This is a genomic window from Nonomuraea purpurea (genome assembly GCF_042650645.1).
In the GTDB taxonomy this organism is placed as follows: Bacteria; Actinomycetota; Actinomycetes; order Streptosporangiales; family Streptosporangiaceae; genus Nonomuraea; species Nonomuraea purpurea.
Map to the genome: position 1 here is coordinate 125,035 of NZ_JBHSBI010000031.1, position 22,729 is coordinate 147,763.

Below are 22,729 nucleotides of genomic sequence, written 5' to 3' on the forward strand. Positions count from 1 at the left end.
TACTATGTCGGGCGTGGTGATCGAAGAGCGGACCATCGGGGACCGCGAGCTCACGGTCCTGCTCGACGCGGCGCACGCCGAACTGGTGTCCCGTTACGGCCCAGGTCGTTCGCAGGTCAAAGAGGGAGCCAGATACCTGGTGGCCTCGGTGGACGGCCAGGCTGTCGGCTGCGGCGCCGTCCAGCACGTCGACGCCGTCACCGGAGAGCTCAAGCGCATGTACGTGACGCCCGGCCACCGCGGACGCGGCATCGCCAGGTCGTTGCTGACGGCCCTGGAGGACCTGGCCCGCGGCCTCGGGTACGAGCGGTTACGGCTGGCGACCGGGCTACGGCAGCCCGAGGCCATCGCGCTGTACGAGAAGTGCGCGTACACGCCGACCGAGCCCTACGGCAGGTACGTGGACGCCCCGCTGACCCGCTGCTACCAGAAGGTGCTGGCTCAGTAGTAGCCCTTCTCGCCGTCAAGGAGCTCTCTGATCGTGTCGAGGTGGCCGGCGTGCCTGGCGGTCTCCTCGACCATGTGGATCAGCATCCAGCGCAGCGTCGCGCCGGCGGAGCGGAACTCGGGGTGCTTGCCCACGTCATCGAGCGAGTGGGCGGCGACGATCTCGTTGGAGATCGCGCACTGCCGCTCGTAGTCGGCCAGGAGCCGCGCCGGTGGGACGCCCTCGACCCGCATGTCGAGGTCCTCCTCCACATCGTCGAACTGCGGGTTGTCCGCCGCCGGGCGGCCCAGGAAGAGCACCTCGAACCAGCAGTGCTCGGTCCAGCGCAGGTGGGAGATCAGGCCGGCCACGGTCATGAGCGGAGAGGCCGGCAGGACCGGCCGGTACGCGTCGGCCTCCGACAGGCCCTCACATTTCCACTGGACGATCGCGCGCTGCATGTCGAGCCAGCCGACGAGCTGGGTGCGCTCGTCGGCCACGAAAGGAGGGCGCACGCGGGGAAGACTCATGGCCGCCGACCCTACTTCAGCCGCCGCGCCGACCGCACGGCGTTTTCCGCGCGGTGCGGGCTACTTGCCGTCGGCGGCGTCCACCAGGCCCTGAATCTCGATCTTCCGCATGCCCAGCATCGCCTTCATGGCGCGCCCGGCCCTGGCGGGGTCGGGGTCGCTCATCAGCTCTCGGAGCTGCTTGGGGATGATCTGCCAGGACAGGCCGTAGCGGTCCTTCAGCCAGCCGCACTGCGACTCCTCCCCGCCGTCGGTGAGTTTGGCCCACAGCTCGTCGACCTCCTCCTGCGAGGCGCAGTCGACGTACAGCGAGATCGCCTCCGTGAAGGTGAACGCCGGGCCGCCGTTCAGCGCGCAGTAACGCTGCCCGGCCAGCTCGAACGTGACCACCATGGCCGTGCCGGCCGGGCCCGGGCCCGCCTCGCCGTAGCGCTGGACGTCCAGGATCCGCGAGTCCTCGAAGAGCGAGGTGTAGAACTCGGCCGCCTCCTCGGCCTGGTTGTCGAACCACAGGTAAGTCGTGATCTTCTGCATGACGCGTCTTCTTTCGTGTGTGTGTGTGTCGTTGTCAACGCGTCGAACGGGGGCTCGCGGAATCGACAGACCGTTTCAGGAATTCGTGCTCAGGGCGAAGATCTTTATGTTGGGGGTGGCGGAGGAGGTGAACGAGGTCGCCTCCTTGGCGGGGTCGACCGGCAGGCGTACGTGCCAGATCGTCACCTTGCGGCCGTCGGCCGTGCCGTTGACGTTGTAGCGGGTGTCGGTCGTGAGCGCGGCCACGCCGTCCACGTCGTACTGCAGCCTCTGCGCGCAGGACGAACCGGCCGGCACGCAGGCGCCCGGCAGGTTCGGGACCGGCGCGCCGGCGGTGGGGACGTGGTCGACCGGGAGGTCGGCCGCAGCCGTGGCCCACGACTGGTTCGCGCCGCGCCCCACGTTGACCACGACGTCGCCGCCCCTGTTCAGCAGCGACTCGGGCAGCCAGGAGCGGGTGTGCGGCCGGCCGTTGACGCGGACGTCCTGGATGTAGACGGCCTCGGGGCCGGCCTGCGGGGCGCTCACCGTGACGGTCACGCCGTTGTCGCGCTTGATCCACGCCTTGGGGAACATCGGGCTGGACAGGAGCATCTCGGCGCGGCTGGGCGTCTGCGGGTACATGCCGAGGGCGGCGAAGACGTACCAGGCGGACATCGTGCCGAGGTCGTCGTTGCCCGGCAGGCCGCTCGGGCCCGTCTTGTAGACCAGGGACGCCATGGCGCGCACGGTCTCCTGCGTCTTCCACGGCTTGCCGAGCGCGTTGTACAGCCACGGCGTGTGGATCCCCGGTTCGTTGGTCGGGTCGTAGCGGAAGCCGTCGCCGCCCGTCGCCCACGAACCGTCGGGACGGTGGAAGAAGGCGTCGAGCCGCTCGGCGGCCCGCTCCCTGCCGCCCATGGCGGCGGCCAGCCCCGACACGTCGTGCTGGACCATCCACGTGTACGTCGCGGAGCTGCCCTGGGCGAAACCGGCGTCGGAGGTCGCCGAGAACGGCCACAACCAGCTCCCGTCGGCCTTGCGCGCCTGCTGGTAGCCGCCCTCGGGCCCGGCCGAGGGGTTGAAGGTGTTGCGCCACCAGCTCGCCCTGGGCATCAGTTCGTCCCGCTCGGCGGTGCGGCCGAGCCGTCCCGCCCAGTCGGCGAGCGCGAAGTCGGCGGTCGCGTCCTCCAGCGTCTCGGCCGCGCCGCCCCAGCAGTGGCAGGTGTCCTGCGGGGCGTAGGAGAGCCGCAGGTATTCGGCCAGGTTCGGGCGCTGGCCCTCGCACTGCCCCGGGCAGCCCTTGTCGGACAATCCCGACGGGTGTGGCACGGTCGCCTGCCTGACCAGGGAGTCGAACGCGCCGCGCACGTCGAAGTCGCGCACGCCGAGCGCGTAGAAGCCCGCCAGCGCCGGGGCCGACGGGTCGCCGGTCATCACGTGGGTGGGCCCGTTGACGTGCACCCAGCGGTCCCAGACGCCGCCGTTCTGCTGTGCCAGGTTGTACAGCGACTGGGCGTAGTCGCCCGCGACCCGGGGTTCGAGCAGCGCCAGCAGCTGGGTGTGGGCGCGGTACTGGTCCCAGCCGGAGAAGTTGCCGTACTGGACCCGCTGGCCGCGGGCGAGCGGGTGCACCTTGCCGTCGCTGCCGAGGTAGGTGCCCGCCACGTCGCTGGTGACGTTGGGCTGCAGGTAGGAGTGGTACATCGCGGTGTAGAAGGTGGTGAGCTGGTCGGCGGTCCCGCCGGCGACCTCGACGGAGCGCAGCCGGTCGTTCCAGTCGCGGGTGGCCCTGGCGGCCACGGACGCGACGTCGTCCTTCTGGGAGATCTCGCGGGCCAGGTTCTGCCTGGCAGCCTCCAGGCTCGTGTACGAGATGCCCACCTTCATGCGGACGTCGGTGTCGGCGAAGGAGACGTATCCACCGGAGCCGCGTCCCGCGCGGTCGGCTCCGGTCGCGTACCCCTCGCCGCCGCTCGCCGTCGTGCCGCCCGGGGTGAGGTCGCCGTTCACCCACGTGCCCGTGCCGGAGAAGGCGCGGTCGAAGGTCGCCGCGAAGTGCAGCCGGTAGTAGCTCTTCCTGTTGTTCACGCCGCCGTTGGCTCGCCGGCCGCAGAACGCGCCGGTCAGCACCGAGCCGGTCACCGTGCGCGTGGCGGGGTCGATCCTGATGTCGGCGTCCTCGCTGCCGTTGAGCGAGTTGGACATCCGGAAGAGCAGGTTGGCCTTGGCGCCCTGGGGGAAGGCGAACTCCCCGACGCCCGCCCGGGTCGTCACCGACAGGTCGGCTTTGACGCCGGAGTCGAGCGTGACCGTGTAGCGGCCGGGCTTGGCGCTCTCCTTGTCGTGGCTGAACGTGCTCGCGTAGACGGCGTCGGTGGTGTCCGCCGTCGGGGACGAGGTCACCTCGCCGGCGTACGGCATGATCGGGATGTCTCCGGCGGCCCCGGGATGGCAGCCGGCCCCGTTGACGTGCGTCAGCGCGAAGCCGCGCACGCGTGGCGTGTTGTAGGAGTAGCCGTTGGCGCCCGCGGCGTTGGTCTGGTCGCCCGCCGTGTTGGTCGGGCTCCACGAGATCATGCCGAACGGCACGACGGCGCCGGGGTAGGTGTTGCCGCCGCCCGCCGAGCCGATCAGCGGGTCGACGTGGCGGACGGGATCGGTGACCTTGGCGGGGGATGATGTGGCGGCTGCCGGGGCGGCGACGGCGCCGCCGCCGATGAGGGCGCCGATGACGGCGATGGCGAGCCACGAACGGGGAGAGAACACCTCGCGATCACACCCGTCCACATTAACGCCGCCATGAACGCCCCTGTAAGGACAGAAGTCGCTAAAGCCACATATCCGGCACCCGCTCGGCCGTCCGATCGCTGGTCACGAGGACAGCCGCGACGGTCCGCCGCCGTGCTCGGCCAGCCAGGTCTCGTGCAGGTGCAGCCACCGCAGTCCGGCCGGTCCGAGTTCGAGGACGGCCGTGGCGCGGCGGCCCTCGCCGTGCTGCCACTCCTCGTAGCGGGCCACGACGAGGCCCGGCGCCCCGGCCACCACGGTGACGTCGCGGATCTCGATGCGCGCGTCAGGGCGGCGCCCATAAGCGGCCTCCACCTCTTCGAGCACCTCGGCCCGCGACAGCAGCCGTCCGTCGGGGGCCGCCAGCGTGAATCCGGGCGCGTGCGCGTCGGCGAACCGCCCGAACGACGCCCTCGGCACCGTCCCGGCCAGCCACCGCTCGATCACCTCGTGGTGCCGCACCACCTCCGCCCGCACGTCCGGCCGGCCGGTCATCGGGTGGCCGCCCAGGTGGCGGGTGAGGTCACCTTGATCCCGAGCCGCTCCGCGCCCCCGGGCGGAGCGGCGTACAGGTCGTGCCCTCGCCCGGCGATCCACCGGTACGTGGAGGCCACCCCCGTGGCCGTCCGCGCACCCATCACCGCCGCCAGCCCCGCCTCGAACGCCGCCTCGCCCGTGTCGGCTCGCGGCAGCCGGTTGCCCGTGCAGAACACCAGCCGCCGCACCCCGGCTGCCGTCGCCGCCGCCACGACGTGCCGCACGTAGGCCGCCACCCGGTCCGGCTCGAACTCCAGCGGGAGCACCAGGGAAACGTGCGTCACCCCCGCGAACGCCTCCCGTACCCGCCCGGCGTCCCCCAGATCCGCCTGGAAAGGCTCCACCCCCTCCGGGACGGCCCGAGCGCGGGACACCCCCCGCACCGCGAACCCCGCCTCCGCCAGTCGCCGGGCCACCGCCCCGCCCTGGGCGCCACCGGCGCCGAACACCAGGAATCTCATGCCCCAAGCCTGCGCGGCGGCACCGGGTACGCTCTATAAAGCCGGATCCGCGAATCTTTAAGGATCGTCCATGGACGACGACCTGCTGAGTGAGCTTCTCGCGCCGCTGCGGTTGGAAGGCGTCTTCCACAGTCGCTGGACGGCGCGCGCGCCCTGGGGCGTGGCGGGGGAGAGCGAGGACTGCGCGCTCATCCACTACGTGCAGGCGGGCACGTGCACCGTCGAGTTGCCCGGTCACGACCCGGTGCGGCTGGTGGCCGGCGACCTTGCCGTGTTTCCGCACGGCGCCGGCCACCGGATCGCCGACGTGCCGGGCCGGGCCACGGTGCCGCTGACGAGCTTGCTGCCCGCCCGGCCGCCCGGGGCGGCGCGGAGCGTCCGCATCGACGGCCCCGGCGCCGAGACCACGATGCTCTGCGGCGGACTGCACTACGATCCCGCCGCGGCCGCCCCCCTGTACCGGGCGCTGCCGCCCGTGCTCGTCCTCGACTGGGCCGCGCTGGCCGAGCAGCCTCTGCTGGCGGCCACGCTGGCCGGTCTCGCGCAGGAGTGGGACCAGGCCGCGCCCGGTCAGGCGCTGGTGGCGCTGCGGGCGTTCGAGCTGGTCTTCGTGCTGGCGCTGCGGGCGGCGCTGGGCAGCCTGGCGCCGGGCGAGCCGGTGCTTCGGGCGCTGCGCCACCCGGCCGTGGGTCCCGCGCTGCTGGCGGTGCAGCGCAGGTACGCCGAGCCGTGGACGCTGGAACGGCTCGCCGCCGAGGCGGGCATGTCGCGTTCGGCGTTCGCGGCGAGCTTCCGCAAACTGATCGGAGAGGCGCCGATGCGCCATCTGACGGCGCGCCGGATGCAGGAGGCGGCGCGGCTGCTGGTGGAGACCCCGCTGCCGCACCACGCCATCGCGCGGCGCGTCGGCTACCGCTCCGACGTCGGCTTCCACCTGACCTTCAAGCAGTGGTACGGCACCACGCCCGGCGCCTACCGCCGCGCCGGCGCCGTTCAGTGACCCTGGTGGTACTGGTGGACGACCGCGTGCCCCTTGCCCTTGGAGATCAGCCACTTGTTCACCGGCGTCGTCAGCACGAACGCCACCAGCAGCGCCCCCGCCAGCGCCGCCCAGAACAGCCGGCTCGTCAGGCCCGCGTCCATGGCGCCCGGCACGGTCAGCATGACCGCGTTGTCCAGGATCTCCATCACGGCGATCGAGATCGTGTCGGCGGCCAGCGCCACCTTCAGCGCTGAGCGGAAGTCGAGCCCGGCGCGCAGCACGCCGCGCATCGTCAGCGCGTAGCCGAACACGAAGGCCAGCGCCACGGCCAGCACCACCGTGGCGATGTTGGACAGTCCGAGGGCCGTGCCGATGACCATGCCGAGCACCTCGCCGATGGCGCATCCGGTCAGGCAGTGGAGGGTCGCCTGCGCGGCCGTGCCCCATGTGGCCGGGGCCCGGGCGTGCTCATGATCCATTCTTACGCTCCTCAGTAGTAGCGAAGCATAGATTGTACGGGTATGGGGTATGAATCCAAATGGCATGCTGCGACCACGGTGAGAGTGATCACGTGGAGAGGTCCCCGCGCCTGGTCTACGACGCGGGATCGTAGTCAGAGTGAGAACAGCGAATGGCAGTTGTGCGCCAGGAAGGAGCTCACCCCTGGCACCAGCGCGACCATCGCGGGCCCGGCCAGCAGGAAGGCGACCGCCAGCAGCCCCGCCACGCGTTCGCGGCGGCGCAACGGCTCCTCAGGGTTGAGCATGCGGCGTACCCGGACCAGCGCCGTCTCGCCACCGGCCCCCAGCGTGAACGCGGGCACCCGCCCGGTGGCCAGCCTGACCAGCGCGGCGGCGATCTGCACGCGTGGATGGCGGCGGGCGGCCACGTCGTCGGCCAGCAGCTCGACCAGCCGGGTGATCTCCGCCCGCCCCCGCACGAACAGCGGGACACCGGGGAACGCCCTGACCAGCGCCTCGGCCCAGGCCAGCACGAGGTGGTGGCGGCCGCGGAGGTGGGCGCGCTCGTGCTCCAGCACCGCGGCGACCTGCTCGGGGGCCAGCGTGCGCAGCGCGCCCGTCGTGATGACTATCTGGGCGTTCCTGCCGGGCAGGCAGTAGGCCAGCCGCTCGTCGTGCTCGACGACGACGGCGTCGAGGTCGCTGTCGTGCCTGCCCAGCAGGCCGAGCAGCTCCGCGTGCTCGCGACGGCGGGTGCGGGCGCGCAGCAGCGTGGCCGCGCCGCAGTAGACGGCCCTGGCGAGCACCAGTCCGGCCACGAGCAGCGCCACCGCGCCCACCACGGTCAGGCGGGAACGGGAGCTCAGCATGTCGGCGCACGCCCGAAACAGCCCGGCCAGCCCGTGCCCCACGACGTCGGCCGGCACCGCGAAGGCCAGACCGGCCAGCACGGCCGAGGCGACCACGGACGCGCCCGCCGCCTGCCACGTCGCGATCGCCAGCCGCGGCGCCCTGTCGGCCCAGCGCGCGGCCCGCCGCCCCAGCCGGGGCAGCCAGATCGCCGCGGCGACCGTGTAGACCACCAGGACGACGGCGGCGATCACACCGGCCTGCCCCTGTTGGGGAACACCTGCAGCGCCGCCTCCAGCGCCGCGGCCTCCTCGGGGCTGAGCCGTTCGAGGAAGTGCACGAGCGTGGCCGCCTGGTTGCCGCTGCCCGCTAACGCATCACGCATGAGGTCGGCCGTGTAGGCCTCCTTGGAGGCGACCGGCTCGTAGACGTAGGCGCGGCCGACGGGCCGGCGCTTGAGCAGGCCCTTCGTGTGCAGCTTGTCCATCACGGTCATCACGGTCGTGTAGGCGATCGTGCGCTCCAGGCGGAGCTCCTCGACGACCTCCCGGACCGAGGCGGGGCGGCGACGGGCCCACATACGATCCATGATGGTGGATTCGAGCTCGCCCAAGCCGCGGATCATAGCGCCTATCCTACCGGCGATCGTAGTCAGGGCACGGGGTTCTCGTCAGGGACGGATCGCGCCCAGTAGGCGGTTGCGCCAGTAGCCGTCCAGGCTGGACACCTTGACGACGTCCCCGGTCTGCGGCGCGTGGAGCATCTTCCCGCCGCCCACGTACATGCCCATGTGGCCAAGGCCCTTGCTGAAGAGCAGGTCGCCGGGCTGCAACGCGTTCAGGGGCACTTTCCTGGCGGAGCCCCACGACCACTGGGTCCAGGTCGTACGGGGCAGCGAGACACCCGCGGCCCGCCAGGCGGCCTGAGTCAGCCCTGAGCAGTCATAGGAGCCCGGCCCCGTGCCGCCGAACCGGTAGGGCTTGCCCAGCTGGGCGTAGGCGAACTGCAGGGCCTGGCGGGCGTTCCCTGAGGCGGGCCCCGAGTACACCATGCCCTTGCTGTTGGGGTCGCCGGCCTGGAACTCGCCCAGTCGCCGCAGGAGCTTGGTCTGCTCGCCGATGAGCTTTTCGACCTTCTCCTTCTCGTCGCTCACCTTGGCGCGCGCCTTCTCCGCCTCCGACAGGGTCTCCTTGGCCTCGGTCCGCCGGGCGCGCAGGTCCTTGGTCGTCGCCTCGAACGCGCGGAGCTTGGCGACCCTGGCCTGCGCCATCTCCTCGAACGAGGCCATGCCGCTCAGCGCGGAGTCGGGGCTGGCGCTGAAGGCGAAGCGGTCCCACCCCGAGATGCCGGTCTGGTAGTCGGTCACGGCCATCTTGACGAGGTCCTTGCGCAGGCTGTCGGCCTGGGCGTTCTTGCGGCCGACCTCCGTGTTGAGGGTGTCGTACTTGTTCTTGGCGCTCTTGAACGACTCCGTGGCCTGGTTGTACTTCTCGACCATGTCGTCGGCGCGCTCGTTCAGCTTCACCAGCTTGGCCCGGACCTTGGCGGGAGACGGGTCGGCATGGGCTGAGCCGGGGTTGGAGACCACCGCGATCAGGGCCAGCGTTACGGCTACTGTTGCTCGCCCAAGCCATGTCGGCACGGCCACTACGACGCCTCCTCGTAAGTCTCCCAACCTGGGGCGAAATAGTACAGAAGTTGACGGGTTGTATGGCCTGTTTGGCACCGATTGGCCCACCGGCCGCAGGTACTACCTGTGGTAGGCGAGCGTCGCCCCGGTCCATGAGGAGATACGCACGCCGACCCGCGGGTGTTCAAACGCGCGCCGCCGAACCTCGTCATCGCCCTCGTACCAGGTCAGAGGCACGGGCACGCCTGGAAGGCGAACGTCGGCAAATCTCGGGCCAAGATGCGCCGGGTTCCGTCGCATCCTGTCGCGCCGGGGGCACTCCATCACATGGGGGATCAGCGCGGCGCGGATGGGGAAGACGGATGGAGCGACGCTTCGACAACAAGGTGGCCGTGGTCACCGGCGGCAGCCGGGGGATCGGGGCGGCGGTGGCGGAGCGGCTGGCGGCCGAGGGCGCGAGCGTCGCCATCGGTTACCGCGCGAACCAGGAGGCCGCCGACGCCGTGGTCGCCGCTCTCACCTCCGGCGGCGGCCGGGCGATCGCCGTACAGGCCGACGTGCTCCACGCCTCGCAGACCGGCCGCCTCATGGACGCGGCCGTGGCCGAGTTCGGACGCCTGGACGTGCTCGTCTGCTGCGCGGGCATCGAGCACTTCGGGCCGCTGGGCGAGCTCACCCGCGCCGACTTCGACCGGGTGCTCGGCATCAACGCAGGCGGGCAACTGTTCGCGGTTCAGCACGCCGTCCGGCACATGCGCCCAGGCGGCCGGATCGTGCTCACTTCCTCGGTGTCGGCCTCCCGCGCGATCTTCCACCACACCCTGTACGCGGCCGGCAAGGCCGCCGTCGAGGCCATGGTGCTCAATCTCGCCGCCGAGCTCGGCCTGCGCGGGATCACCATCAACGCCGTCGCCCCCGGCGGCACCGCCACCGACATGGCCGCCGAGAACGGCGACAACTATCCGCACCCTGAGCTCAACCTGTCTCTGGACGCCTGGCTGCGGACGCACACGTCCCTGCGGCGGCTGGGTGAGCCGAAGGAGATCGCCGCCGCGTACGCCTTTCTGGCCAGCGACGACGCCTCCTACCTGACCGGCCGCACCCTGGCCGCCGACGGCGGCTACCTCTGATCCGAGATCAGCGCTTGCGGGAGAACGAGATGACCGCCCTGCTGTCGCCGCCCTGCTTACCGGGAGAACCCGCCGGTCCTGCTCCACCGCAGCGTGGAGGATCCGCGCCGGAAGGTGATCTCCGCGCCGCCGTCGCCCGCCGACACCCGTTCCCAGCCGTCGAAGTTCCTCGTCAGGTGGTGGTCCCACGTGCCCAGGCTTCCCACGCCCACGGCCGCGACGGACTCCGTCGGCGGCTCGCCGTCCGAGCAGTAGAGGCCGAAGTCCGCCACGGCCGTGACGGTCGCGCCGAAGGCCCGCAGGAGGATGCCCTGGCACGCCTCGGTCTTCGTGCCGTAGACCAGGCGCGGCCGCGTCCACCGGTCGCCCTCCGGGCCGGAGTGCTGTACTTGACGTGCTCCTCGCCCTGAAGAGGCGAGGATTCCCGTGCTGCTTACGCAGCAGCTCATGCCGCGAAGCAGCACGAGCTGTGGAACAGGATGCTTGACGCTTCACCGACCCGCCCACCGGCAAGTCTCCACGTCCTGTCACCGCCCGTCCGGCGGCCTCGTTGTACCGATGAATCCAGGAAGTGATCTCACGGCCAGCTTGGTTGTCGCTTGCCAGTTCGATCACGGAAACCTTACCGTACGTGTTTAAGACGTCGCAAGCAGTTCCGGTCACTGCCTGACCGCCGCACCCCGCAACCGTCATGAACAGCACCACTCCGGCCAGCGTCCGCGACTTCCTCGTGCCCATCCGCAACGTACTCTTCCCCAGCCTTTGCCTGGCAGCGGCTTACCGGATCGGCCGGAGGGCAGCCGAACGAGCGAGTCGTCGATCGAAGGAGCGCCATCATGGCTGTCAAGCCCGCCGGCGGCAAACGTTGTACGCGGATCGTGCTGCCCACGGGCCACTCGATCATCTTGCCGCCGCCCGAGCACCTCGTCTTCTACACGGTCCTCGTCGCGATGGGCGCGCTGGAAATCGTGGAGTGGCCCATCGTGGGCATCGTCGCAATCGGCCACCTGCTGGCCGGCCAGCACCGCTTCCCCACCCTCCAGCAGGCGGGAGAGGCCGTCGAGGCAGCCTGAGCGTCCGACGGCGGAGGTGCCGGGAGGGGGCCGTGCGATGAGCGAGTTGTGGTGGATCGTGGGGCGTGGCCTGCTCGGCGGCCTGCTCGTCATGGTCTTCGCCGTGATCGGTGAGATGTTGACGCCGAAACGCTTCGCCGGCATCTTCGCCGCCGCTCCCGCCGTGGCGCTGGCCGGGATGACCATCACCGTGCTCCACGAGGGCAGCCGTCAGCTCGCGGAGTCCGCGCTCGGCATGATCGCCGGATCGGTGGCGCTCGTGGCGTACTGCGCCGTGGCCGTGCCCCTGGTGCGGCGCCTGGGCGCCCTCGCCGGGTCGTTGTCGGCGCTCGTGGTGTGGGCGGCCGTCGCGGGCGCGGGCTGGGCCCTGATCGCATGAACGCGAGAGGCAGGATCAGGCTGCGGCCGTCCAAGCTGCGTGACACGCCCGTACGCGGGCTGGTGGTGCGCTTCGTCTTCGGCGCGTTCGTCTCGGTGGTCGCCGGCCTGGTCGGGCTGTACTGGGGGCCGGTCGCCGGGGGCGTGTTCCTGGCCTTCCCCGCGATTCTGGCGGCCACGCTGACCCTCATCGAAGAGGAGGAGCATCGGCGGGGTCCGGCCGTCCAGGACGTTCGCGGCGCGGCGCTGGGCGCGACGGGCCTGATCGTCTTCGCCGTGTGCGTCTGGGCCCTGGCCGCCCGGTTGCCCGCCCTGCTCGTCCTGGGGCTCGCCACTGCGGCCTGGGCGGTGGTCGCCGGCGCGCTGTATCACGGCTGTCGCTGATCGCGGCAGCCGGTCGGCGCGCGCGGTGGAGCGGAGCCTGTCCGCTCCACCGGCTTCGTCCCTACGCGTGGTGCACGATCTGGATCAGGTTGCCGCAGGTGTCGTCGAAGACCGCGGTGGTGACGGGGCCCATCTCCATGGGCTCCTGGGTGAACCGCACGCCGAGCTCGCTCAGGCGCTTGAACTCCGCATGCACGTCGTCCACGGCGAACTGGGTGAGCGGGATGCCGTCGTTGACCAGCGCCTCCCTGTACGGCCCCACCGCTGGATGGCCCGCGGGCTCCAGCAGCAGCTCGGCTCCGCCGGGATTGTCGGGCGAGACCACGGTCAGCCACAGGGCCCCGCCGCCCAACGGGACCTCGGTCTTCTTCACGAAGCCCAGCACGTCCGTGTAGAAGCGCAGGGCCTTGTTCTGGTCGTCAACGAAGATGCTGGCCAGGTAGATTTTCATGCTTTCTCCTGTTCGTCGGGCCTGATCCACCGCTCGGCGATGCGCTTCAGCGGTGCCGTGTTCAGGTCGTGGAATTTGTAACGCCCCTCCCGCCGGCTCTCGACCAGACCGGCGGCCTCCAGCACGGCGAGGTGCTGGGAGACCGCCTGCCGTGACATGCCGAGCTGATGCTTCACGCTCAGCCGGGAGCAGATCTCAAACAGCGTCTGTCCCGGCCGATCGGCGAGTTCGTCGAGGATTTTCCTGCGGGTGGGGTCGGCCAAGGCTCTGAATATCTCGTCGGCCACGCCCCTCACTATAGGCAAGTCTGTACTTGCCTATCAAGTCACTACCTGCACGGTTTCTCCGGCACGCTCATCGACCTGCTCGCCACGGCCGCCGCGATCGAAACGCCGGTCGGGTTCACGCCCACCGCAGGGTCGCCTCGACCATGAAGCCGCCCTCGGGCAGCGGCTCGCCCCGTGCCGTGCCGCCGAACTTCTCGGCGCGCTCGCGCATGCCGATGAGGCCGTGTCCCATCGTGTTCGTCTTCCGGCCGCCGATGCCGTCGTCGGTGACCCGGATGCGCAGCCCTTCGTCCGTGTAGCGCAGCGTCACCTCGGCGTTGGCGTCCTTGCCGGCGTGTTTGAGCGTGTTCGTCAGGGACTCCTGGACGATCCGGTACGCGGCCAGCCCCAGGTCAGGCGGCACTTGACGAGTCTGGCCCTCGACGAGTAACCGAACCTCGATCGGCAGCCACTCGGTCATCTCCCGGATCGCCTCGACACCCGGTTGCGGCTGCATCGGGCCCTCCCGCAGGACGCCGAGCAGCAGCCGCAGCTCGGCCAGCGCGGTGCGGCCCGCGTGCCCGATCGCCTCTACGGCCGCGCCCGCCTCGGCCTTGTCGTCGCTCAGCAGCGCGGCGCCCGCAGCCGTCGACTGGATCACCATGGCGCTCACGTTGTGCGCCAGAATGTCGTGCAGCTCACGGGCGATGCGGATGCGCTCCTCGGCCAGCGCCGCCTGCGTCTTGCTCTCCTCGGCCTGGGCGGCGGCGCGCGCCACCGCGTCCGACTCCGAGCGCCGCAGCCTGCCCAGCCCCCACGCCGCCGCGCCCGTCACGAAGGACACCGCGAACAGGTCGCCGGGAGGGGCGGGGACGGGGAACGGCGGCGGCCCGGCCCACATCGCCGCCACGGTCACGATCGCCGGCAGCGACGTGCCCGCGAGGAAGACCACCGGCCACGTCGAGGACGTCCAGCGGCCTCCGCTGTAGAGCATGAACATGAGCGCGGTCGGCGTGCTCAGCTCCGACCATGAGGCGTTCCACTCGGCCCAGATGTCCCACCGGCCGCCGGCGATCCACAACGTCCACACCAGGGCCAGCACCGGCACAAGGAACCTGCGTCGTAGGGCGAGGCTCGCGTAGGCCAGCAGGTCGCCCCAGAAGGTCACGGGCAGGCTGCCGGGGTCGGCGATCGTGTGGTCGCTGTAGGGCACCTCGACGAGGAGGTATGCGCAGGCCAGCGCGGCCAGCAGTGCATCGGCCAGCTGAGGGTGTCCGCTCCACCAGTCCAGGGCCCGCCGCATCATGATCAAACGCTACGCCGGACACGCCGGGCGATCAGCATCAGACGCCACCTTGATCATGGATTCGGCTCACCGTGTGGATGGCGACAGGGGCAGGGTGATCACGACCTCGAACCCGCCTGACGGCTTCGGCCCGGCCCTGATCGTTCCCTCATAGAGCTTGACGCGTTCCCGCATGCCGATCAAGCCGTGACCGCCCTGCCGTGAGCCGGCCGCCGCCCCCCGGCCGTCGTCGTGGACACGTAGTTTCAGCTCCGCGCCGTAGTGCAGCGACAACCACGCCCGCGCGGGGCCCGCGTGTTTCAGCACGTTGGTGAGACACTCCCGCACGATCCAGTACGCGCACAGGTCCATGCCCGGGGGCAGCGGGTGCACGGTTCCGGTGATCGACACCTCCACCGGCACACCCACCGACCGCACCCGTTCCGTGAGCTGTTCGAGCCGCTGCAGGCCGGGCGCGGGGTCGTAGATGCCGTCCGAGCCGGCGCCCATGACGGACTGCAGCCGGCGCATGTCGTCCATGACGTCCTTTCCCGTGTCGGCGATGGTGGCGAGCGCGCTGCGCGCGGCGACGGGATCGGAGACGAACAGGTGCTGGGCGAGCCCGGTGTAGAGCAGGATGACCGACATGTGGTGGGCGACCACGTCGTGCAGCTCGCAGGCGATGCGCAGCCGCTCCTCGACGACGGCGCGCTCCGCCCGCTCCTGACGCAGCCGCTCTGCGAGGACGGCGAGCATCCTGACGCCGTTTCCGGACGTCCAGGCGAGCGCGACCACGACGACCGCGGGCAGGACGTTCGGCCAGGCGAAACGATCCGGGCCGAGCGGCGCGGCATACCACCAGACGGCGATCACGGGCAGCGCGCAGGGAATCGACACGGCAGGGGGCCGCCGGCCGGCCACGGTGCAGAGCGCCAGAAGCGGCGCCACGTCGGCGGGCGTGAAACCGTGACCGGTCGTGTGGACGGCCGCCGCCGCGCCGCACGAGACCAGCAGGACGGTGAGCGGCGCGCGCCGCCGCCAGGCCAGGACGAGGCCGGCCACCAACACCAGCGCGTATCCCGAATTGTCCGTACGGACGGCGAGGGCGGCGCCGGCCACTGCCACACCGAGAGCCAGGTCGAGGAGGAAGGGATTCACCACGGCGAGCCGTCTGAGCGACGACACCACCTTTGCGCGCATCCGCGCATGGTAGCCGCGCCCCCGTCCGCCCCACATCGTCTCCGTGGATGAGTGGCGCTGCACCTTCCGCGGTATACGCACGCGCCGGGTACCGCAGAGGTTTACCTGGTCGGGTTGACGATTCCAGGCCGGGTTTCCTCCTATAAACGTGATCAGTCCCGCACTGGCACCCCCCGGAGGCTCGATGCGCCGCCGCATTTCCCACGGTCTCCTCGCCGTGCCCCGACCTTCCAGCCGCGATGCGCTCGCTGCTGCTCGCGGCTCATCCGGAGCTGCGCGGCCTCCCCTCCAAGTTCCTGTTCCGCCATCCCCGTTTGGCTCCGCGCTGGGGCCGGGTCTCTTGGGGACTGAATGGCCTCGCCGCGCTCACGGCCAAACTGGTGACGGCGGAGGAACTGATCGGCCTGGTCGCCCCCGCCAGGGACGCGGCCTACGCTCTGGAACATGGGAGGCGCAGTTGCGCAAAGATGCTGAGGTGCTGGCGCACACGCTGTCGCCTTACTTGGTGGACGCCGCGGTGGCGACCGTCCGCGAGCTGGGCCGTGTCCAGCCGGACACCCTCATCCACGGCGACCTCCACGCCAGGAACATCCTGCGCGCCGACCGTGAGCCATGGCTGGCTGTCGACCCCAAGGGTTGTGCGGGAGATCCCGCCTACGACGGTGGCACGCTGCTCAAGTCACGCGCCCTGGCGCTTCTTGAAGCAGACGACCTGCGCAAGACTCTCCACCGTACTCTGGACATCTTCGCCGAGGCCACGGAACTGGATCGGGAACGCGTCCGGCGTTGGGCCCAGTTCCACGCTGTCCAGGCCGCGTTCTGGGGACGTCGGCACGGATTCCGCATTGCCCGCAGCGGACCACGACTGGACTGGCTCACTGAATTCGCAGATCGCATGGCGGAGTTGCTCACGGAACGCCACATGTGGGCGTAGCCGCAAATGAGAAAGGAGGCCACTTCCGATGATCGGAGGTGGCCTCCTGTCTTTGGCGCCATTGTCAGAGCGTCAGTCACGCCGTACAACGTTCAACGACGCTGCGGCCCCGTTCCGCATCTGCCTCGGAAAGCCGATCCATTCGTCACAGCGGGTCCATGTGCTTTCCCTGAGGATTCATCTCGGACCCCGTCACGCTCCCGAACCCTCTCTTCCCGTCCTTGTCCAGGTATACGGTTATCCCGTCCTCGTGGAGGTTGATCCACGAGCCGCCATATCCGTATGCGGCGTCCTTCGCCTGGATGAACTCGGTGTACACAATGCCCGGAGCGTCGATCCCGGCCCGATATACTCTCACTCCCTCCTTCGGGAAACCAATCCATCCGTCGTCGGTGCTTCTTCCCTGCACCCATCGGGTGTTGACGCCGTTGAGGTCGGCTTTGTCGGCGAACACGGTTCCCCAGTCCTGTCCAGCCCCCTTACGCACGTTCAGCCCTTCCTTGGGGAAGCTGATCCATCCGTCGTCGGTGTTTCTTCCTTGTACCCATTCGGTGTTCACGCCGTTGAGGTCGGCCTTGTCGGCGAATATGGTTCCCCGTTCCTGGGAGCCACCTGTGTGCCATACGATCACCCCGCCCTGGGGGAAGGTCATGGTTCCGTCGCCGGTGTTCGGTCCTCCGATCCAAGGGGTGGTCACGGTGCTGAAGTGGGCATTGTCGGCCGTCACGGTTTCCAGGGTGGGATTGCGCACCTGAATGGTCGTGGTGAGGAAGTGCTGCTGCGTGGGCGCGGTGCGGGAGGTGGCGACGAGAGTGTAGGTGGTGTCTCGTTTCGGGGCATTACCGGGACTCGATGACCACCTGAATATGTTCTGAGAAACAGCTTCCTCGGCCCCGTCCGGCAGAACAATCTTGTAGTCGAAGTCACCGGATCCGTTCCAGAGCAGGGCGACGTCCGTTCCGGGCTCCACCATTGATTTTTCCGGCCGGAAGTCGCTCGGCGCCGGAATCCCCTTGGGAGCGGTCTTCACCAGCGCCACCGCCCCGACGCTGTTGGTCATGCGTCCGGTCGCGGTTCTGCCGGTCTTCTCGGTCACCTTCAGCACGGCCAGCCCGGCGGCGGAAGCGACGGTGACGTTCTCCAGCGTCAGCACCAGGTGGTCGCCGGGGGCGAAACGGGTTCTGCTGCCGGTCGGGGCGGTGGCCTGGAAGGTGTTGGAGCCCTGCTGCCGGACGTTCACCAACTGGGCATTGGTGTACTCGCCTTTGGCGGTGATATTGGAGATGCTCGGGGTGAGGTGGCCGGCGCCGTTGCCGACGGGCACCTCCACGTCGATCGTGGACCAGTACGCCGCGGTCTGCCCGGTGTTGGTGATCACCAGGTACACCGTCCCCGTGGATGGGGACCGCCCTGCCGCTGACGCTTCCAGGGGTGCCGGATCGGTGAGGACGGTGTAGGACAGCATGGTCATGGTCACGACTCCTTCTCTTGGGAGGACGGCGCTGGCCTCTACGCGAGGACTGGACAGGCGGCGACACGGGTGACGCATCCGAAACCCGCCGCTTGGAACGCGCCAAAGAACACTCCCTAGATCCAAACGTCAGCATGAGGGGCGCGACAAGAGCACTCCAGGAGGCCATAACAGGGCGATTCGGCAATATCCTCAGCGCCTTGACAAACGTTCGGGTCAAGCGTCACCGGCTTCGACGTCCCGCCGCTCCTGGGCAAGATCCAGTCATAAACCGGCTGCTCAGCGTTGCGGAGCCGGATGGCGGCCCGGCCGTCCGCGCTCGTGGCTGTTCACCCGAACGCGGCCGGCCGTTGTGCGCCGGCTGGGCTCAGGCGTAGCCCCATGCGGTGGCGTACTTGGCGAGCTTGGGCGGCAGGCCGTCGGTGTCGTCGAAGACGCGGGCGGCCTGGATCCGGCCGGACTTGATGTTGTCGCTGCGGTCGCCCAGGTTCGGCACGAACTGGCCCTGATAGTGCTTGCCGTACTGAAGCATCTCCGGTTCCCACTTCACATCCAGGTACGCGCAGACCTCGCGGGTGACCTGCTCGGGCTCCGCGGTCAGTTGCTCGTACCGCACCGCCAGGCCGTCGAGGGCGCGGCGGGCCTCCTCCAGGGGCTTGAAGTACTTCAGCGCGGTGGCTTCCAGGGCTTCCCGGGTGGTGGTGTTGTCCTTGCGGTTCTCCAGCGAGGAGATCACACCCTCCGGGTGGCGCAGCATGAAGATGAACCTGGCCTCCGGCCATACGTACTTCAGACGCTTCCAGATGAAGACGTTGCCGGGGGTCTTGTCGACCAGGATCTCCTTGCCGCTGCGCAGCAGCTCCAGGTGCAGGATGCGATCCCACACCACGTGCTCCAGCTCCACGCGGTCCAGCCCGAGCTCCTCCATGGACGTCTCGGAGAACCCGGGGGTCAGCTCCACCCCGATGGTGCGCAGGTGCAGCTCATGCGGTGCGCGAATCCGGGAATGGCTGTTGAGCAGCATGCGCAGCAGCGTCGAGCCGGAGCGCACCGGGGCGATCACGAAGACGGGGGATCGCACCAGCCGTGTTACGGCGGGGAAGGCGTAGTCGACGATCTGAGTGCGCTTCGGGGGCCGCCGGACCTTGAGCCCTTCGGTGATCCCCAAGGTGTCGGTCTCCGACGCCACCATGCTCCGTGGTGGGCGAAGCGCCTCGCGTAGAAGTCGTGCCCTCCGCTTGAAACCTTTATTTACGACTCCCATGCGCGAATTTCTTACCCTTTCACCCCCGTGTCCCCTTTTTCTCGCAAATGTGAGTGGCAGGAGGCCACAATGACATAATTGCACACTAGGGGGTAAACATGACATAAGGTGGAACTGTGAGTTTCCTGTGAGAAAGGCGCCGTGGGGTGTTATCTGTATGGTGCGACCGGCTGGTTGATTTCACGCCGGCAGGGACGCGGTGTCCGGCGATGCGGTGCTCGGCATTCGCATGTTGCGGAGCAAGATGACGACCAGGACGGCCACGCCCGCCGGCACGCCGGTGCTGAGGTGGGCCGCGAACTGGAATCCGTGCGTGAACGACTCGTACGCGTTCTGCAGGAGCGTTTCCTTGACGCCGGCGGGAGCCTGCTCGGCCACGCCGCGATGCCGAGCGCGCCACCGAACTCCGAGGCGGTCTCCGACAGCGCCGCCGCCGCCCCGGCCCGCTACGGATGCGCCGGACCCTGCCCGGCCCGCTGACCGGCCGGTGGCAGGTCAGCCACCGGCTCACGACTGATGCGTCAGGGATGTACTGGATCCATGCCGGAACTCAGCGAATAGGGCCCGCAACCACGGCCGCGATGGTCGTGGGGTACACCAAGGCACCCCTCCTGGAGGCGTGTCAGCAGGTGGACTTGTCTGTCGCCGTGCCCGCCTCGCAGGCTGACTGCTGGGCGCGGACGCGGAGCTGCGCCAGCGTCGTAGCGCCTGCCCCCGCGCTTCTCGTCTGCGCGCCGCCGCCGAGGAGTTGGGCGGCACGCTCCTCGTCGGTCAGCGGGGCGACCAACGGCGTGCCGGGCTTCTCCTCGACGAAGACACCCTGGCCGATCGGGAGATGGACGGCCGCCTGGTATGCCTGGGTCGCCTGTGAGGCGGGCCGCCTCCTGGCTCGGTCGAGCGCGCTGTCGACGTAGAAGATGCCGCGCCCGGCCGTACCGAGGGACGCGCGGAGCCCGTCGAGCGTCGTGCCGGTGGGCTGCTCGACCCTGAGCCGGATCTGGCCCGAGGCGAAGCCGCGGCCGAGCTTGCCCGCATGGACCTTGTCGACCTTGATGACGACGCTGGCCCAGCGGATCACCGCCTCCTCGCTGTCATAGGGCACGACCCGCGCCGTGGCCGAGTCGTCGCCCGAGGCGTAGGCGATGCCCGGCTCCACGCCGACGACCGTGCCCTCGACAAGCGCGGCGGCCGGGCGGAACACGCCGGACGGCTTGGCGCCAGGGGTGATGTCGTCGAGGGAGTCGAAGAGGTACTCGCCGGTCCCGCCCCCGGCGTGGAGCTGGGACCAGAAGGAGGCAGGCGCCGGCTTCGCGGCCTGCGCCTGGGCGCAGCCCCCAATGGCGGCGAGTGCGGCGACGGCCGTGAGGAGCCTGAGGTGTCTCATCGCCGGTCTCCTAGTAACGGCCGTTGATGTGGGCGACGTCATGCGTGCCGTACTTGGTGACGGTGTGCGAGCCGGTGCGCAGGCAGGAGCCGGACTCGGTCGAGTGGTCGAGGCCGACCGTGTGCCCGATCTCGTGGCAGGCCAGCGCCTGCCGCTGGGTGGTGCTCATCCAGTCGATGTCCTTCAGGTCGTAGCGGACCTCGTACTGGTCGCATCGCCGGGCCTGGGTGCTGTCGGCCGGCGGGATGCTCTTGACGCATTTCGAGTAGGCGAAGAGGTTGTAGCCGGTGCTGGAGCCGTCCCAGTCCAGGTCCCAATAGTCGACGTAGTAGCGGTCAAACGACTCGACGTCGGTGCTCGCGTCGGGGGTGCTGTCGTAGGCCACGGTCATGTCGGTCTGGGAGTCCAGCTTCAGCATGGCGGCCTTGACGGCGCTCTTGGTGCGCGTCTCCAGCGAATCGGAGTTGTACACGTGCTTGGCGTTGTCGGCGAAGGGGCAGCAGCCGTTCTCCGAGCCGAACCCGTTGGCGTCGGCGGGGGAGGCCGGTACGACGACCACCGCCGCGAGGACGAGCGCCGACAATAACGTTCTGTAAGACATGTCATCCTAAATGATGGATAAACGGACGTCCGGATATCCTGCCCGCAAGCCGTACGGTGATCAAGCCGGCCTCAGATGCGCCAGGCCCGCACAGCAAGCGAGGGAATCCCGGCGCCCGCAGATGCCGAGTGACCTGGAGGCACGAATCCTGGGGTTCGCGAGTCGGGTCAATAGTCATCGGGGCAGTCCTCGCAGAGCGCGTCGACGCGGTCCATGATGTCGGAGTACTCGGCGTCCGCGTCGGCGAGGATCACCTTGGGGGTGCGCCCCTCCCGTCGGCCGAAGCAGGTCTCCGCGATGTGAGCGATGGCCGGCTGCGGGTCGGCGTCCTCATCATCGTCAACGCCGCACATGATGGCCTCGAACGGACCGAAGCCGGCGGCGAGCAGGTGCATCAGGTCGCACAGGTCGGTGGCGACCGGTCCGACGGAACCTTCACTCTCCAGGAGGACGACCGGCTGCTCCACGATCGGGCGCCCCTCGTGAACCAGCCAAAACGCGACCAGCCCGCCACTGCCGTCTATGCCGAACACGCGGAACTCCCGTTCGGCCTCGGGATTGCCCGTCCACGCAGTCGGCCCGCCGAACTTGAAGCGGTCGCGTACCTCGAAGTTGACCTCGCCGAACCCTGAGGCGCTCTGGAGGTCGTACAGCGCCTTGAGCGCCGGGGGAAAGGGCTCGTCGGCGTCCGGTTCCGGCAGGGACGGGATCGGACGGAACGGAGAGGCCGCGCGGACCTGCTCCGCCACCCGGAGCAGCTCGGGATCGTCCTCGGCCCACTCGTTCAGCGTCAGCAGGTACCAGATGAACCGGCCGTCATCGTGGTAGCGCACCTCCAGCGTGCTCCGCTCGTCACGGTGCAGGACGTGGACCACGTTTCCGTATTCCGCGACGCTGCTGTCCAACGCGCGCTCGCGGGCCTCGGGTTCGGGTAGCGCGGTGGTGAGGCCGTCCCTGATCGGCAGGGTGTATTTGTCCTGGATCCACACCTTGGTGAGATAGCCGAGCAGGTGACCGCGGCCGCGTACCCGGATCGAGGGATAGGAACCCGGTACTCGTGCGGAAGCCTGGTAGGTGACCGACCAGCCGAGCTCCTTTACGCCTGCGGCGTTCTGCTCTTCCCGATCGGTGAACCTCGGGGGTGGCCGCAGGCTGTAGGTCTGATGCAGCTCGATCAGCCGCGGGTCGTCAGTGCGGCAGCCGAGCAGGTCTTCGAGCAGGGTGAAGGGGGGAGGGTTGAGCACGACAGCATTGTAGGAGCTCGCAACCCCACGCCGCCTGTGCTCAGGGCGGGGGATCGGGCACATCTCTCAGGTCAGAGTCGCAGGCAGTGTGTTCCATCCCCGCCAGGCGAGCGCTACGCCGAGCACGGCCAGCAGCACGCACTGCAGGACCGCGGTGAGAGCCAGAGGGTTCTCGCTCGCCTAGCAGTCCGTCATGATCAGGACCGGCAGTCGCTGCAGCGCGGCAATGTTCACAATCCGCAAGATATCTTGTCTCGCAGGACATCTTCAAGAGTGTCGGAAGGCGACCGAAGTGGGCTTCCTGGTCCGCAGCTCAAGCCTTCCACCTGATGTTTCGGGACGTGTCGATTTCAGAGGGCCTCTGCATCGGTGGGTCGGTGGGGGCTGGGTTCACGTCCAGGGAGATGGTGTGCGGGTGATCTAGCCCATGCTGTGATGCGGGAGAGATCCATGTGACAAGAGACGGCCACTCCGTAATCCTTCG

Annotated in this window: 27 protein-coding genes; 7 read left to right on the forward strand and 20 right to left on the reverse strand. The window is 69.4% G+C overall.

The window, feature by feature from the left end; translation table 11 throughout:
* Positions 1-13: 13 nt before the first annotated feature.
* On the forward strand, positions 14-448 hold the full coding sequence (locus ACFOY2_RS42810; protein ID WP_379533864.1) for a GNAT family N-acetyltransferase: 435 nt from the start codon (positions 14-16) through the stop codon (positions 446-448).
* Here ACFOY2_RS42810 and ACFOY2_RS42815 read toward each other — a convergent pair.
* From ACFOY2_RS42815 to ACFOY2_RS42835, 5 genes are all read right to left on the reverse strand, one after another.
* The gene (locus tag ACFOY2_RS42815; protein ID WP_379533865.1) at positions 442-957 is read right to left on the reverse strand and encodes a DinB family protein; all 516 of its coding nucleotides are present in this window, start codon (positions 955-957) and stop codon (positions 442-444) included. The two genes, ACFOY2_RS42810 and ACFOY2_RS42815, sit on opposite strands and share 7 nt — an antisense overlap.
* Before the next feature lie 60 nt (positions 958-1,017).
* Entirely contained in the window at positions 1,018-1,491 is a 474-nt protein-coding gene (locus ACFOY2_RS42820; RefSeq protein WP_379533866.1) for a VOC family protein, read from the reverse strand.
* 75 nt (positions 1,492-1,566) lie between these two features.
* Complete coding sequence (locus ACFOY2_RS42825; RefSeq protein ID WP_379533867.1) at positions 1,567-4,239, reverse strand: GH92 family glycosyl hydrolase; 2,673 nt, start codon at positions 4,237-4,239, stop codon at positions 1,567-1,569.
* Positions 4,240-4,344: 105 nt separating this feature from the next.
* Complete coding sequence (locus ACFOY2_RS42830) at positions 4,345-4,755, reverse strand: DUF4440 domain-containing protein (protein WP_379533868.1); 411 nt, start codon at positions 4,753-4,755, stop codon at positions 4,345-4,347.
* Positions 4,752-5,258: an NmrA family NAD(P)-binding protein gene (locus ACFOY2_RS42835; RefSeq protein ID WP_379533869.1), complete on the reverse strand. Its 507-nt coding sequence runs from the start codon at positions 5,256-5,258 to the stop codon at positions 4,752-4,754. Before ACFOY2_RS42835 ends, ACFOY2_RS42830 begins: the two co-directional genes overlap by 4 nt.
* 70 nt (positions 5,259-5,328) lie before the next feature.
* Here ACFOY2_RS42835 and ACFOY2_RS42840 point away from each other — a divergent pair, with 70 nt between their 5' ends.
* Complete coding sequence (locus tag ACFOY2_RS42840; RefSeq protein WP_379533870.1) at positions 5,329-6,258, forward strand: AraC family transcriptional regulator; 930 nt, start codon at positions 5,329-5,331, stop codon at positions 6,256-6,258.
* Here ACFOY2_RS42840 and ACFOY2_RS42845 read toward each other — a convergent pair.
* The 4 genes from ACFOY2_RS42845 to ACFOY2_RS42860 all read right to left on the reverse strand — a co-directional run bounded on the left by ACFOY2_RS42845 (position 6,252) and on the right by ACFOY2_RS42860 (position 9,192).
* On the reverse strand, positions 6,252-6,719 hold the full coding sequence (locus ACFOY2_RS42845) for a DUF4396 domain-containing protein (protein ID WP_379533871.1): 468 nt from the start codon (positions 6,717-6,719) through the stop codon (positions 6,252-6,254). The two genes, ACFOY2_RS42840 and ACFOY2_RS42845, sit on opposite strands and share 7 nt — an antisense overlap.
* 134 nt (positions 6,720-6,853) lie before the next feature.
* Positions 6,854-7,804 carry a M56 family metallopeptidase gene (locus tag ACFOY2_RS42850; RefSeq protein WP_379533872.1) on the reverse strand — a complete coding sequence of 317 codons (951 nt, stop codon included), beginning with the start codon at positions 7,802-7,804 and terminating at the stop codon, positions 6,854-6,856.
* Positions 7,801-8,175 carry a BlaI/MecI/CopY family transcriptional regulator gene (locus tag ACFOY2_RS42855; protein ID WP_379533873.1) on the reverse strand — a complete coding sequence of 125 codons (375 nt, stop codon included), beginning with the start codon at positions 8,173-8,175 and terminating at the stop codon, positions 7,801-7,803. The genes ACFOY2_RS42850 and ACFOY2_RS42855 overlap by 4 nt, the downstream gene beginning before the upstream one ends.
* A 45-nt stretch (positions 8,176-8,220) precedes the next feature.
* Entirely contained in the window at positions 8,221-9,192 is a 972-nt protein-coding gene (locus ACFOY2_RS42860) for a C40 family peptidase (protein ID WP_379533874.1), read from the reverse strand.
* A gap of 350 nt (positions 9,193-9,542) precedes the next feature.
* Here ACFOY2_RS42860 and ACFOY2_RS42865 point away from each other — a divergent pair, with 350 nt between their 5' ends.
* The gene (locus ACFOY2_RS42865; RefSeq protein WP_379533875.1) at positions 9,543-10,310 is read left to right on the forward strand and encodes an SDR family NAD(P)-dependent oxidoreductase; all 768 of its coding nucleotides are present in this window, start codon (positions 9,543-9,545) and stop codon (positions 10,308-10,310) included.
* Between the two features lie 56 nt (positions 10,311-10,366).
* Here ACFOY2_RS42865 and ACFOY2_RS42870 read toward each other — a convergent pair whose 3' ends face one another.
* A complete protein-coding gene (locus ACFOY2_RS42870; RefSeq protein ID WP_379533876.1) occupies positions 10,367-10,759 on the reverse strand; it encodes a hypothetical protein in 393 nt (130 codons plus the stop codon).
* A 387-nt stretch (positions 10,760-11,146) separates the two neighbouring features.
* Here ACFOY2_RS42870 and ACFOY2_RS42875 point away from each other — a divergent pair, with 387 nt between their 5' ends.
* From ACFOY2_RS42875 to ACFOY2_RS42885, 3 genes are read left to right on the forward strand one after another with little or no spacing between them, the layout of a single operon-like run.
* Entirely contained in the window at positions 11,147-11,383 is a 237-nt protein-coding gene (locus ACFOY2_RS42875) for a hypothetical protein (RefSeq protein ID WP_379533877.1), read from the forward strand.
* A gap of 37 nt (positions 11,384-11,420) precedes the next feature.
* The gene (locus ACFOY2_RS42880) at positions 11,421-11,762 is read left to right on the forward strand and encodes a DUF3147 family protein (protein WP_379533878.1); all 342 of its coding nucleotides are present in this window, start codon (positions 11,421-11,423) and stop codon (positions 11,760-11,762) included.
* Positions 11,759-12,145, forward strand: coding sequence for a DUF3147 family protein (locus ACFOY2_RS42885; protein WP_379533879.1), 387 nt, complete (start codon positions 11,759-11,761; stop codon positions 12,143-12,145). The genes ACFOY2_RS42880 and ACFOY2_RS42885 overlap by 4 nt, the downstream gene beginning before the upstream one ends.
* Before the next feature lie 61 nt (positions 12,146-12,206).
* On the opposite strand, the gene ACFOY2_RS42890 is transcribed toward ACFOY2_RS42885, so the two are convergent.
* The 4 genes from ACFOY2_RS42890 to ACFOY2_RS42905 all read right to left on the reverse strand — a co-directional run bounded on the left by ACFOY2_RS42890 (position 12,207) and on the right by ACFOY2_RS42905 (position 15,347).
* Entirely contained in the window at positions 12,207-12,596 is a 390-nt protein-coding gene (locus tag ACFOY2_RS42890; protein ID WP_379533880.1) for a VOC family protein, read from the reverse strand.
* Positions 12,593-12,883, reverse strand: coding sequence for an ArsR/SmtB family transcription factor (locus ACFOY2_RS42895; RefSeq protein ID WP_379533881.1), 291 nt, complete (start codon positions 12,881-12,883; stop codon positions 12,593-12,595). Before ACFOY2_RS42895 ends, ACFOY2_RS42890 begins: the two co-directional genes overlap by 4 nt.
* 115 nt (positions 12,884-12,998) lie before the next feature.
* Positions 12,999-14,168: a sensor histidine kinase gene (locus ACFOY2_RS42900; protein WP_379533882.1), complete on the reverse strand. Its 1,170-nt coding sequence runs from the start codon at positions 14,166-14,168 to the stop codon at positions 12,999-13,001.
* A gap of 66 nt (positions 14,169-14,234) precedes the next feature.
* Positions 14,235-15,347, reverse strand: coding sequence for a sensor histidine kinase (locus tag ACFOY2_RS42905; protein ID WP_379533883.1), 1,113 nt, complete (start codon positions 15,345-15,347; stop codon positions 14,235-14,237).
* Positions 15,348-15,804: 457 nt separating this feature from the next.
* Between ACFOY2_RS42905 and ACFOY2_RS42910 the strand changes: the two genes are divergently transcribed.
* The gene (locus tag ACFOY2_RS42910) at positions 15,805-16,281 is read left to right on the forward strand and encodes an aminoglycoside phosphotransferase family protein (protein ID WP_379533884.1); all 477 of its coding nucleotides are present in this window, start codon (positions 15,805-15,807) and stop codon (positions 16,279-16,281) included.
* A 145-nt stretch (positions 16,282-16,426) separates the two neighbouring features.
* On the opposite strand, the gene ACFOY2_RS42915 is transcribed toward ACFOY2_RS42910, so the two are convergent.
* The 6 genes from ACFOY2_RS42915 to ACFOY2_RS42940 form a co-directional block, all read right to left on the reverse strand.
* Positions 16,427-17,752 carry a hypothetical protein gene (locus ACFOY2_RS42915; RefSeq protein WP_379533885.1) on the reverse strand — a complete coding sequence of 442 codons (1,326 nt, stop codon included), beginning with the start codon at positions 17,750-17,752 and terminating at the stop codon, positions 16,427-16,429.
* Positions 17,753-18,119: 367 nt separating this feature from the next.
* On the reverse strand, positions 18,120-18,944 hold the full coding sequence (locus ACFOY2_RS42920; protein WP_379533886.1) for a sulfotransferase family protein: 825 nt from the start codon (positions 18,942-18,944) through the stop codon (positions 18,120-18,122).
* 252 nt (positions 18,945-19,196) lie between these two features.
* Complete coding sequence (locus ACFOY2_RS42925) at positions 19,197-19,394, reverse strand: hypothetical protein (protein ID WP_379533887.1); 198 nt, start codon at positions 19,392-19,394, stop codon at positions 19,197-19,199.
* 244 nt (positions 19,395-19,638) lie between these two features.
* Positions 19,639-20,400 (reverse strand): hypothetical protein, encoded by a 762-nt coding sequence (locus ACFOY2_RS42930; RefSeq protein WP_379533888.1) that lies wholly within the window; start codon positions 20,398-20,400, stop codon positions 19,639-19,641.
* Positions 20,401-20,410: 10 nt separating this feature from the next.
* Positions 20,411-21,001 (reverse strand): matrixin family metalloprotease, encoded by a 591-nt coding sequence (locus ACFOY2_RS42935; RefSeq protein WP_379533889.1) that lies wholly within the window; start codon positions 20,999-21,001, stop codon positions 20,411-20,413.
* Positions 21,002-21,168: 167 nt separating this feature from the next.
* Positions 21,169-22,245, reverse strand: a complete 1,077-nt coding sequence (locus ACFOY2_RS42940; protein WP_379533890.1) for a hypothetical protein — start codon at positions 22,243-22,245, stop codon at positions 21,169-21,171.
* Positions 22,246-22,729 lie beyond the last annotated feature (484 nt).

Excerpts from the sequence above, each read along its gene's own strand:
- ACFOY2_RS42815 (WP_379533865.1), bottom strand. The coding sequence starts at position 957 with ATGAGTCTTCCCCGCGTGCGCCCTCCTTTCGTGGCCGACGAGCGCACC.
- ACFOY2_RS42820 (WP_379533866.1), bottom strand. The coding sequence starts at position 1,491 with ATGCAGAAGATCACGACTTACCTGTGGTTCGACAACCAGGCCGAGGAG.
- ACFOY2_RS42830 (WP_379533868.1), bottom strand. The coding sequence starts at position 4,755 with ATGACCGGCCGGCCGGACGTGCGGGCGGAGGTGGTGCGGCACCACGAG.
- ACFOY2_RS42835 (WP_379533869.1), bottom strand. The coding sequence starts at position 5,258 with ATGAGATTCCTGGTGTTCGGCGCCGGTGGCGCCCAGGGCGGGGCGGTG.
- ACFOY2_RS42840 (WP_379533870.1), top strand. The coding sequence starts at position 5,329 with ATGGACGACGACCTGCTGAGTGAGCTTCTCGCGCCGCTGCGGTTGGAA.
- ACFOY2_RS42845 (WP_379533871.1), bottom strand. The coding sequence starts at position 6,719 with ATGGATCATGAGCACGCCCGGGCCCCGGCCACATGGGGCACGGCCGCG.
- ACFOY2_RS42855 (WP_379533873.1), bottom strand. The coding sequence starts at position 8,175 with ATGATCCGCGGCTTGGGCGAGCTCGAATCCACCATCATGGATCGTATG.
- ACFOY2_RS42865 (WP_379533875.1), top strand. The coding sequence starts at position 9,543 with ATGGAGCGACGCTTCGACAACAAGGTGGCCGTGGTCACCGGCGGCAGC.
- ACFOY2_RS42870 (WP_379533876.1), bottom strand. The coding sequence starts at position 10,759 with ATGAGCTGCTGCGTAAGCAGCACGGGAATCCTCGCCTCTTCAGGGCGA.
- ACFOY2_RS42875 (WP_379533877.1), top strand. The coding sequence starts at position 11,147 with ATGGCTGTCAAGCCCGCCGGCGGCAAACGTTGTACGCGGATCGTGCTG.
- ACFOY2_RS42880 (WP_379533878.1), top strand. The coding sequence starts at position 11,421 with ATGAGCGAGTTGTGGTGGATCGTGGGGCGTGGCCTGCTCGGCGGCCTG.
- ACFOY2_RS42885 (WP_379533879.1), top strand. The coding sequence starts at position 11,759 with ATGAACGCGAGAGGCAGGATCAGGCTGCGGCCGTCCAAGCTGCGTGAC.
- ACFOY2_RS42890 (WP_379533880.1), bottom strand. The coding sequence starts at position 12,596 with ATGAAAATCTACCTGGCCAGCATCTTCGTTGACGACCAGAACAAGGCC.
- ACFOY2_RS42900 (WP_379533882.1), bottom strand. The coding sequence starts at position 14,168 with ATGATGCGGCGGGCCCTGGACTGGTGGAGCGGACACCCTCAGCTGGCC.
- ACFOY2_RS42905 (WP_379533883.1), bottom strand. The coding sequence starts at position 15,347 with ATGCGCGCAAAGGTGGTGTCGTCGCTCAGACGGCTCGCCGTGGTGAAT.
- ACFOY2_RS42915 (WP_379533885.1), bottom strand. The coding sequence starts at position 17,752 with ATGACCATGCTGTCCTACACCGTCCTCACCGATCCGGCACCCCTGGAA.
- ACFOY2_RS42920 (WP_379533886.1), bottom strand. The coding sequence starts at position 18,944 with ATGGTGGCGTCGGAGACCGACACCTTGGGGATCACCGAAGGGCTCAAG.
- ACFOY2_RS42930 (WP_379533888.1), bottom strand. The coding sequence starts at position 20,400 with ATGAGACACCTCAGGCTCCTCACGGCCGTCGCCGCACTCGCCGCCATT.
- ACFOY2_RS42935 (WP_379533889.1), bottom strand. The coding sequence starts at position 21,001 with ATGTCTTACAGAACGTTATTGTCGGCGCTCGTCCTCGCGGCGGTGGTC.